The sequence below is a fragment of the Schauerella aestuarii genome, assembly GCF_009866805.1.
In the GTDB taxonomy this organism is placed as follows: Bacteria; Pseudomonadota; Gammaproteobacteria; order Burkholderiales; family Burkholderiaceae_B; genus Schauerella; species Schauerella aestuarii.
The window spans coordinates 685968-695515 of the sequence record NZ_SIZW01000042.1 but is presented as its reverse complement, the minus strand read 5'-3'; the positions used below and the strand labels follow the sequence as shown (position 1 = coordinate 695515).

The window sequence follows — 9548 nt, the reverse complement described above, 5'->3', positions numbered from 1 at the left end:
AACGCTGCAACGAAATGGCCTGCACGTGCAGGCTCAAAGGCGGTCGCTCGGCACAAACCAAGCGACCGATCAAGCGATCGAACTACTGCAAGCGATCGTGCTTATTTCTTCTTATCGGCGGCTTGTGCGCCAGCCCGGGATGTCGTGGCGCCAAAAGGCGACGCCGGCGTCGTAGGCTTTGGGGGTTGCTTGGGTTTTTTAACTTCGCGGTTACCGCGTACCTGACCTTTGGCCATGACGAACTCCTAAAACCGCAACCATTGAGTGCCAAACCGGCACGGCCCAGCATACGCCCTTATCTCACGTAACGGGGAAGTATCTTTGCAATCAATTGACGGCGGGCACGGCAACCGGAACATGACCGATTCGCGGTGCAAGCCGCCTGGCGATCGGTTCGAACTCGGGTGTGGCGCGGCGAGCAACGGGATCCGGGAGACCTTGTTCGATGGCCTGCCAATAGGCCGACGGCACTTTCGCCTGGCCGAGCTCGTAGTCCATTGCGTCCCAGGCATCTTCGCGAAAGCTGTAAAACGCCCAATGCGCTTCAAGCTTGTCGATCGTGCCGAGCACATCCTCCAGGTATTGCGCGCACCATGGCATTTGACGCACGCATCCCAGTTCGCCGACGACCATGCGATTGGCCGGCACGCTGTGCATGGCGGACCAGTCGAACGCTTGCCGCAGATACTGCGCCACGCGCGTGGCATCCCAACGGCCTAATGATCCGGCAAAGGGTACGAGGCCGGGATAGTCGTAGGGCGGCTGGCGTTTCAGATTGGGCGCACTCGTGGCGGCATACGGCTCGTACATGTGCACGCTGTACAGCACGCGGCGATCGTCCAGCGGATAGGGCCAGTACGCAAATGCGTCGGCTGCGGCAAACCATCCGGCATCCACCATCACCGGCGTATCGCGGTCGACCTCGCGTATGGCAGCGATGACGTGTGCGTAGAAGGCCGGCAGGTCGCGCATGGTGCCGCGCTGATCGGCATACCAGGCGCGCATGGTGTCGGCGTCGGCATGCTCGGCCAGGGTGCTTTGCTTTTCCGGCGCGGGCTCGTTGATCAGGTTGTAGGCGGCGATCGCGGGATGATCCTTCAATGCCGTGGCCATGTCACGCCAGAATGCGGCTGACTGATCCCAGTACGTGCGATCTTGCCAGAGCCGATCGTCGAACGTGCCGCCGTTGTTTTGCGACCAGCGCATGCCGGGTAGCGATAACGGCGTCACGACCACCTTCAAACCGGCGGCGTGCGCGCGATCCAGTGTGGCGCGCAGCGTTGCCAGGTCAGCGGGCGCGAGATGGTCGTACTTATCGGCGTTGCCCAACAGGAAATCGCGTTGAGCCGGCTTCCATTTGTCGTAGGACAGCCGCACCCATTCGGCACCGTAGGCTTTGAGCGCCTTGAAATAGTCAAGCGTAGGAGGCAGTCGATTGAAGCTGTTGCCGCCGGCGCGTGGAACGTTCCAGAAGGACAGACGCTGGGCGGACGGCTTGGGCCCATCTTCATGCTCGACGGAATCTTGGCGTGGCTGCGCCTGAACTGGCGAAGATTCGCGCCCCACGGGCTCTGCCGCGTGGGAGAGCACATTCCAGAACAGGCTTGAAGCGAGAAGGACGGCGGGCGCCAGACAACGAAGAAAGTGGGGGAGGGAAACGAGGTAAGCGAAGCGGTGCGACATCCGCAAAATTGTGCCGCGTTTTGCTGCTCAACGACCAAGCCGAAAGTAAAAGTCGCTCGAGTAGTTTGAGCGGCAGCACTTATGGCGAGGTTGCGGCGCGCTATCGCTCTTGCGGCCAACAAAAAAGCCTTGAAATGTGAATTTCAAGGCTTTTTGCATGGAATATTGGTGGAGCGGAGGAGGATCGAACTCCCGACCTTCGCATTGCGAACGCGACGCTCTCCCAGCTGAGCTACCGCCCCAAATCGTCAGGCAATATAGCACGAAATATCTGCGTGACCAGCGCCCGAAACGCGTGTTCTGACACCCGTGTCAGATCGACAGCGTGGCGATCACGGGCGTGTGATCCGACGGTTGTGTATTGCCGCGCGGACCCTTGTCGATGACGCATGCGGTGCATACCGATTTGAGCGCCTCCGAGAGCAACACATGGTCGATGCGCAGGCCCGCATTGCGCCGAAAGCCGAACTGGCGATAGTCCCACCAGCTAAACGACTTTTCCGGTTGTTCAAACATGCGGAACGAGTCCGTCAGGCCAAGTTTGAGCAGGTCGAAATAGGCTTCGCGTTCGGGCGGGGACACCAGCACCTGGCCTTCCCACTTTTCGGGGTTGTGGACGTCTTCATCGGCAGGCGCCACGTTGTAATCGCCCAGAATCGCCAGAAGGGGATGCTGGGCGAGTTCCTGTTCGAGCCATCGTTTGAGCTCCGCAAACCAGCCGAGCTTGTACACGTACTTGTCCGAATCGAGCGATTGACCATTCGGGCAATACGCGCAGATCACGCGCACGTCGCCCGCGGTGCTGGGCAAGGTCACAGCGATCACGCGCTGCTGGAGGTCTTCCATGCCGGGAATGTTGCGCACCACACTGTGCGCCGGTTCGCGCGACACGATGGCCACACCGTTATAGGTTTTCTGGCCTGCCCACTCGGCGTGGTAACCCACTTCCTTGAATGCATCCAGCGGGAATTTGTCGTGCGCCAGTTTGAGCTCCTGGATGCACAGCGCGTCTACAGGGTTGGCGGCGAGCCAGTCGAGCACCTGCGGCAGGCGGACATTCAGGGAGTTCACGTTCCAGGTGGCAAGGCGCATACGGTTTCTAGAATCATCGATGAAGGGCAAGGAGCGAAGTTTACTGCGCCCGCATTATCGACCTGCAAAGTGTCCCTGCATGAATGCCACCAGCGCCTGCACCCTTGCCGTTCGACCCTTGCGGGTGGGCACCAGCAGCACGACCGGTGCGCTATCGAACGCCCAGTCGGACAGCACCCGGACCAGATCTCCCCGAGCAATCGGATCGGCCACATCCCATTCGGATCGCAGGACCAGTCCAAGGCCTGCTTCGGCCCACTGTCGGGCGACATCGCCATCGTTGCTGACGAAGGCTGGGTCTATCCGCAGCGTTTCGGCGCGATGGGTGACGCTGGCGGCTGCGGCACGCAGATGCCACAGCGTGACATCTTCATCGTTCTCGCGAATGCAAATGCAGGCGTGATGAGCCAGGTCGCGCGGCAAGCGCGGCGTGCCGCGCGCCGCAAGATAAGCAGGGCTGGCGCACAACCAGCGTTCATTGGCTACCAGCGTGCGCGCCACCCACGATGAATCGCGCACGGTGCCGATATGAATAATCGCATCGGCGTCGTGGCGATCGGGCCAAGGGGTTTCGAGCAGATCCAGTTGGAGACGCAGTCCCGGATGTAACCCGGCAAATATAGCCAGCGCCGGCGCGACGTAGCGGCGACCATAGCCGAAGGGTGCTGCGATACGCAGGGTGCCGCTTAGCTGTTTGTCGTCGCGCTGCAGTGACGTCTGCAAGCTGTCGATCTGAGTCAGGAGCGCTTGCGCCTCGCGACCGAATCGCTCGCCCTCGGAGGTAAGGCTCATCCTGCGCGACGTTCGCGTGGCGAGCGCCAAGCCCAGCGTGGTTTCGAGTTTGCGCAGCCGCATCGAGAGTGCGGGTGGCGTCACACCCAATGCGCGTGCGGCGGCGCTGAGAGAAGGTTCGCGCAGGAGTGCGGCGGCCAACTGCAAGTCTTCGAGCTGGATCATTCAGCCTGGCTTAACGATAGATGATGCTCGATTTAAGCACGGGCGGGGAAATAGCGCCTACATTTCGGATTGATCCGCGCTCTGCGCTGGCGCGAACGTCAGATCGCCAATCGCTCACCGCAGACCCGGCCGACCGCCAGGCTTCGCCGCTCATTTGCCCTTTCCCGCTCCTCGATCCTCGTTTTAAAGTGACGCCTACCCTATGACGCCCGCATTCGATACCCTGGACACGCCCGCAGCGCTCATCGATCTGAGCCGCATGCAGCACAACATCGAGCGCATGCAGCAATGCGCCGATCGCCTGGGCGTACGGTTTCGCCCGCATGCCAAAACCTCGAAATGCGCCGAGGTGGTGCATGCGCAAGTCGCCGCCGGCGCCCAGGGCATCACGGTGTCAACACTGAAAGAAGCGGATCAGTTCTTCGACGCCGGCATCAAGGACATCCTCTATGCCGTAGGCATGGCGCCGCATCGCCTGCCGCATGCGCTGGCGTTGCGGCGACGGGGTTGCGATCTGACGATCATCACCGATAGCGTGGTGGGGGCGCAGGCCATTGCGGATTTTGGCCAAGCGCACAACGAGGTGTTTCCGGTATTGATCGAGATCGACACCGACGGACACCGATCGGGGATTACGCCCACCGACCCCCTGCTGCTCGACGTGGGACGGGTGCTGCACGACGGGGGGATGACCCTGGCCGGGGTGCTCACGCACGCGGGATCGAGTTATGAATTGAATACCTCCGAGGCGCTGGCTGCGCTGGCGGAGCAGGAGCGCGTGGGCTGCGTGCACGCCGCCGACCGATTGCGTGCAGCGGGCCTGCCGTGCGCGGTGGTGAGCGTAGGCTCGACGCCAACGGCGCTGGAAGCCGCCAATCTGACGGGCGTGACCGAATTGCGCGCCGGCGTGTACGTGTTCTTCGATCTGGTCATGCATAACGTTGGCGTGTGCGACGTGGACGAACTTGCGTTGAGCGTGCTGACCACCGTGATCGGCCATCAAGCGGAAAAAGGCTGGGTGATCGTTGATGCCGGCTGGATGGCGATGAGCCGTGACCGGGGCACGTCCAAGCAGCAACGCGATTTCGGCTATGGCGTCGTCTGTGCGCCCGATGGCGAGCGGTTGGAAGGCTATCTGATGATCGGCGCCAATCAGGAGCACGGGATTCTCGCGCGCGATGGGGCGGCAGATCCCGACGTCGTGACGCGTTTTCCCACGGGCACGCGATTGCGCATTCTCCCCAATCATGCATGCGCGACGGGCACGCAGTTTCCTGAATATCAGGCGGTTTCGCAGGACGGATCGTTGCAAACCTGGAGCCGTTTTCACGGGTGGTAAGCCAAGAAAGCGGTTGACGATCAGGGGTAAAGCTCTACTATCGAACGTATTCGCTGCAGCACGGCGAACACCGTTCGATACGGCGCGCGTATCGCAAGTGCCCGAACCCAAGGCTCGCATGGACAGGAATTCCGACGTCGTTTTCGAACACCGGATGTGGATTTCGGGAGCGTTGCCATGACGACGCGCAGATCGACTGATGGGCCGCTGCAGCGGGCTGGCGCGCACGCCTTCGTCCTGCAGGGTGGTGGGGCACTGGGGGCATATCAGGCAGGCGTGTATGCGGCGCTCAGCGAGCACCCCAAGGCGCTGCCGAAGTGGGTCGCCGGGGTGTCGATCGGGGCGATCAACGCAGCGTTGATCGCCGGTAACGCCGCCGAGCATCGCGTCGATAGATTGCGTGCCTTCTGGGAATTGGTGTCGTCCAGTCCCGCGCAGCACCTGCCGCAGTGGCTGGCGAATCGCGCCACCCTGAATCAGTGGAGCGCAAACCTGGCCTCTCTGTACGGCATCCCGGGTTTCTTCAAACCGCGTTTGTCCCCGGCGCTGTTGCTGGGCGGCGCGGCGCCCGTGCTCAGCTACTACGACACCTCGCCACTCAAAAGCACGCTCGAGTCACTCGTGGATTTCGACCGCATCAACGCTGCGGAAGTGCGGTTGAGTGTAGGCGCGGTCAATGTGCGTACGGGCAATTCGAGCTATTTCGATAACGACGATGGCAAGCACACGACGCGCCGGATCGGTCCGGAGCACATCATGGCGAGCGGCGCGTTGCCGCCCGGCTTCGCGCCAGTGGAGATCGGCGACGATGCGTTTTGGGACGGCGGGCTCGTTTCGAACACGCCGCTGCAATATGTGTTGGACAAGCATCCCAGGCGGCACCCGCTGACGGTGGTGCAAGTCGATCTGTTCAGCGCACGTGGCGCCATGCCGCATACGTTGTCGGAAGTCTTGACGCGTCAGAAAGACATTACCTATTCGAGCCGCACCCGCATGAATACCGACGTGTTGGCCGCCAACGTCAACCTGCAGCAGGCGATTGCCGATTTGATGGACAAGCTGCCGGCGGCATTGAAGCGCGATGCAAGCGTGAAAGCGATCTGCGAGCAACTGACGCATGCGCCGGTGGATATCTTTCACCTGATCTATCGCGACAAGGCCTATGAGGGCGACTCGAAGGATTACGAGTTTTCGCGCGCGACGATGGAGGAGCACTGGGACGCCGGCATGCGCGATATGCACATGACGTTATCCAATCCCGCCGCATTGCGCCGCAATGGCGACGTCAATGGCGTGACGACGTTCGATTTGGGTGAGGGCGGCGCGGTGCGTATCAAACGTCCGCATGCCGATCCCGCCGAGGAGCAGATCGCATGAAGATCGACGATCTGCGACGTAACGCGTTTGCCATGCCTTTCACCAGCCCGGCGTTTCCGCCGGGGCCATATCGTTTCATGCAGCGCGAGTTCGTGGTGATTACCTATCGCACCGATATGGATGCCTTGCGGGCCGTGGTGCCCGAGCCGCTCGAGGTGGTGGCGCCCCTTGTCAAATACGAGTTCATCCGCATGCCAGATTCCACCGGCTTCGGCGATTACACGGAGTCCGGGCAGGTCATTCCGGTGCAGTTGCACACGAAGGCAGGCCTGGAGCAGGGCGCGTATGTGCATGCCATGTATTTGAACGATCATCCGCCGATTGCCGGTGGGCGTGAGTTATGGGGCTTTCCGAAGAAGCTCGCCACGCCGGTGCTGGATTATGAGACCGACACGATCGTGGGTACGCTTGATTACGGTCGGGTGAGGGTGGCGCGCGCCACGATGGCGTTCAAGCACCGCGCACTCGATCACGCGCCTATCCTCGCTTCGATCGCGCAACCCAATTTTCTACTCAAGATCATTCCGCATGTGGACGGTACCGCGCGCATTTGCGAGCTGGTGCGGTATTACATGACCGATGTCACGTTGCATGGCGCGTGGACGGGACCCGCCTCGCTCGAACTGCATCCGCATGCGCTGGCGCCGGTGACGGACCTGCCGGTGCTGCAGATTGAATCGGCCGTGCATTACATCGCCGACATGACCTTGGCATTAGGCACGGTCGAGTTGGATTACCTGGCCGTCTGATCGCTTTCAGGCGGCGTTTTCGTATCTCGAGGAATCGTATGCAGCTCAAAGATAAAGTCGCGTTCATTACCGGTTCGGCCAGCGGTATCGGCAAGGAAATCGCCATTGTGTTCGCACGAGAAGGTGCCAGGATCGTGATCGCGGATCTGAACCAGACCGCGGCCGATGCCACGGCCGCCGAACTGGTGGCGTCGGGTGCGCAGGCGATCGGGGTGGCCATGGATGTGACCGATGAAGATCAGGTCAACGCGGGCGTGGAGGCGGCGGCGCAGGCATTTGGCGGGATCGATATTTTGATCAGCAATGCCGGCATCCAGATCGTGCATCCGGTTGAAGCGTTTTCGTTCGCCGACTGGAAGAAGATGCTGGCCATTCACCTGGACGGCGCGTTTCTCACCACGCGGGCATGCCTGAAGCACATGTATGCGCAAGGCCGGGGCGGCAGTGTGATTTATATGGGATCGGTGCACTCGAAAGAGGCGTCGCTGCTGAAGGCGCCGTACGTGACGGCCAAGCACGGCTTGATCGGGCTGGCCAAAACGGTGGCCAAGGAAGGCGCCAAGCATGGGGTGCGTGCAAACGTGATTTGCCCGGGGTTCGTGCGTACGCCGCTGGTGGAGAAGCAGATTCCCGAGCAGGCCAAGACGCTGGGCATCAGCGAAGAGCAGGTCGTCAAAGAAGTGATGTTGAAGGATACGGTGGATGGCGAGTTCACCACCACCGACGATGTCGCGCGCGTGGCGCTGCTGTTTGCGGCGTTCCCGACCAACGCATTGACCGGGCAATCCCTGGTCGTGAGCCACGGCTGGTTCATGCAGTGAATCACCGCCAGGTCAACGGCCTACCGACTGGGCTCGCGGCGGACGATCGAGGGTGAGTGATCAGGCGCGCGTCGATCTTGCCTCGCGCGGCACGAAGTAATCCGTGGGCAACAGTTCCGGGTCTTCAAACGCTGCCAGCGCCTCGTAGTGCCGCTCGGCATCCTCCGCGAACAGCCGCCGCACGACGCCTTCGGCCAGCCGCAACGCACCGGTGGCCAGGCCCGGAATATCGCCCGCCAATGCACCGTGGCTCATGGTGCTGCCCCAGTTGAAGACGTGTATGCGGTCGATATCGGGGGCGGATCCCGGCACGTTTTCCTGCAATTCGAATCCAGGGCCCAGATAAGGAAATCGTGCGGCTTCGGCGTATCGGGTAGCCTCATCCGTACTCACCCGATCGCGCCAGACGGCGATATGGGGGCGCAACGCTGCCAATTCGGCACGTGCGGGCAGGTCGACCGCAAAACCGGTTGCGAGGATCGCGGCGTCGTAGCGCGTCACGCCATGATCGGTCGTGATCGCAACGCCTGTGTGGTCTGCCGTCAGATCGCGCCAGGGCGTACTGAAGCGTATCGAGAATCCGGCGTGCTTTTGGCATCGCAGCACCGATTCGTGCGGCGGGGGCGCTTGCTGCGCCAGGATGTAGGTGTAGAAGCGCCAGCGCTGGGCGTCGCTCAAGCCCGCATACCCTTTCATGAAGCCGCTGAATACCGACCATTTCGACTTGTTCACCTGCGGCAAGTGCGGGCGCCGGGCATACATCGTGACGGACGACGCACCGGCTTCGAGCGCAGTTCCGGCATTGTCGAACGCCGAGGACCCCGCGCCTAGCATGGCGACGTGCTTGCCCCGCAGCGCGCTGAAGTCGATCGGGTCGGACGAATGAAAAACGCGCGCCCGAGCGTCTGCCGAATCGGAATGGAACGAAGGGAAAGGCAGTCGGCGTGCCTCGCCGCTGCCGTCCCGGCCGAGCGCCAGCACCACGCGCCGCGCGACGACCGTTTCCGCACGATCGGCATGCTCCAGTTCGGCCTGCACGCCACCGGGCACGAGCGTGAGCGATCGCAAGCGCACGCCGTTTTCCACCGGCACGCCAACGATCTGCCGTACCCAGAGCAGGTAGCGCAGCCAATCGAGACGATCGATCTTGTAGAGCGCATCCCAGGTGGCTTCGCCGTGCCGCGCCGAAAACCACGCGCGAAACGTCAGGCTGGGTATGCCGAGGTCGGGGCCATTGATGTGCTTGGGCGAGCGCAGCGTGGGCATACGGGCAAATGTGCCCCAGGGGCCCTCCAGCCCTGCGGGGGCGCTGTCGATCACCCGCAGATGCCGCACACCTTCCCGCAGGAGCGCAAAGGCGGCGGTCTGACCGCACATGCCGGCGCCTACAACCAGCACGTCGAGCATCGGCCTGCCATCGGGCGCATACGTGGCCGGCATCCAGTTGTTGGGCGGATAGTTGAGCCGCGCAAGATCGCGCGCCACGTCTGCGTCATGGGCCGCAATGGCCGCGCTACGGTCGTCCATTAT

The 9548-nt window shown here is 62.2% G+C and carries 8 protein-coding genes and 1 tRNA gene; 4 read left to right on the top strand and 5 right to left on the bottom strand.

What is annotated here, in order from left to right:
* Positions 1-327: 327 nt before the first annotated feature.
* The 4 genes from EYW45_RS18345 to EYW45_RS18330 all read right to left on the bottom strand — a co-directional run bounded on the left by EYW45_RS18345 (position 328) and on the right by EYW45_RS18330 (position 3732).
* On the bottom strand, positions 328-1566 hold the full coding sequence (locus EYW45_RS18345) for a glycoside hydrolase family 5 protein (protein WP_202444786.1): 1239 nt from the start codon (positions 1564-1566) through the stop codon (positions 328-330).
* A 283-nt stretch (positions 1567-1849) separates the two neighbouring features.
* Positions 1850-1925: transfer RNA gene (locus EYW45_RS18340), tRNA-Ala, on the bottom strand.
* 70 nt (positions 1926-1995) lie between these two features.
* Positions 1996-2775: an exodeoxyribonuclease III gene (gene xth, locus EYW45_RS18335; protein ID WP_161136853.1), complete on the bottom strand. Its 780-nt coding sequence runs from the start codon at positions 2773-2775 to the stop codon at positions 1996-1998.
* 54 nt (positions 2776-2829) lie between these two features.
* Positions 2830-3732 carry a LysR family transcriptional regulator gene (locus tag EYW45_RS18330; protein WP_161136852.1) on the bottom strand — a complete coding sequence of 301 codons (903 nt, stop codon included), beginning with the start codon at positions 3730-3732 and terminating at the stop codon, positions 2830-2832.
* Between the two features lie 202 nt (positions 3733-3934).
* Here EYW45_RS18330 and EYW45_RS18325 point away from each other — a divergent pair, with 202 nt between their 5' ends.
* From EYW45_RS18325 to EYW45_RS18310, 4 genes are all read left to right on the top strand, one after another.
* The gene (locus EYW45_RS18325) at positions 3935-5071 is read left to right on the top strand and encodes a DSD1 family PLP-dependent enzyme (protein ID WP_161136851.1); all 1137 of its coding nucleotides are present in this window, start codon (positions 3935-3937) and stop codon (positions 5069-5071) included.
* A 177-nt stretch (positions 5072-5248) separates the two neighbouring features.
* Positions 5249-6448, top strand: a complete 1200-nt coding sequence (locus EYW45_RS18320; protein WP_161136850.1) for a DUF3734 domain-containing protein — start codon at positions 5249-5251, stop codon at positions 6446-6448.
* The gene (locus EYW45_RS18315; protein WP_161136849.1) at positions 6445-7197 is read left to right on the top strand and encodes an acetoacetate decarboxylase; all 753 of its coding nucleotides are present in this window, start codon (positions 6445-6447) and stop codon (positions 7195-7197) included. The genes EYW45_RS18320 and EYW45_RS18315 overlap by 4 nt, the downstream gene beginning before the upstream one ends.
* Positions 7198-7235: 38 nt before the next feature.
* Positions 7236-8018: a 3-hydroxybutyrate dehydrogenase gene (locus EYW45_RS18310; protein ID WP_161136848.1), complete on the top strand. Its 783-nt coding sequence runs from the start codon at positions 7236-7238 to the stop codon at positions 8016-8018.
* 60 nt (positions 8019-8078) lie between these two features.
* On the opposite strand, the gene EYW45_RS18305 is transcribed toward EYW45_RS18310, so the two are convergent.
* Positions 8079-9545, bottom strand: a complete 1467-nt coding sequence (locus tag EYW45_RS18305; protein ID WP_161136847.1) for an FAD/NAD(P)-binding protein — start codon at positions 9543-9545, stop codon at positions 8079-8081.
* Between the last annotated feature and the right edge of the window lie 3 nt (positions 9546-9548).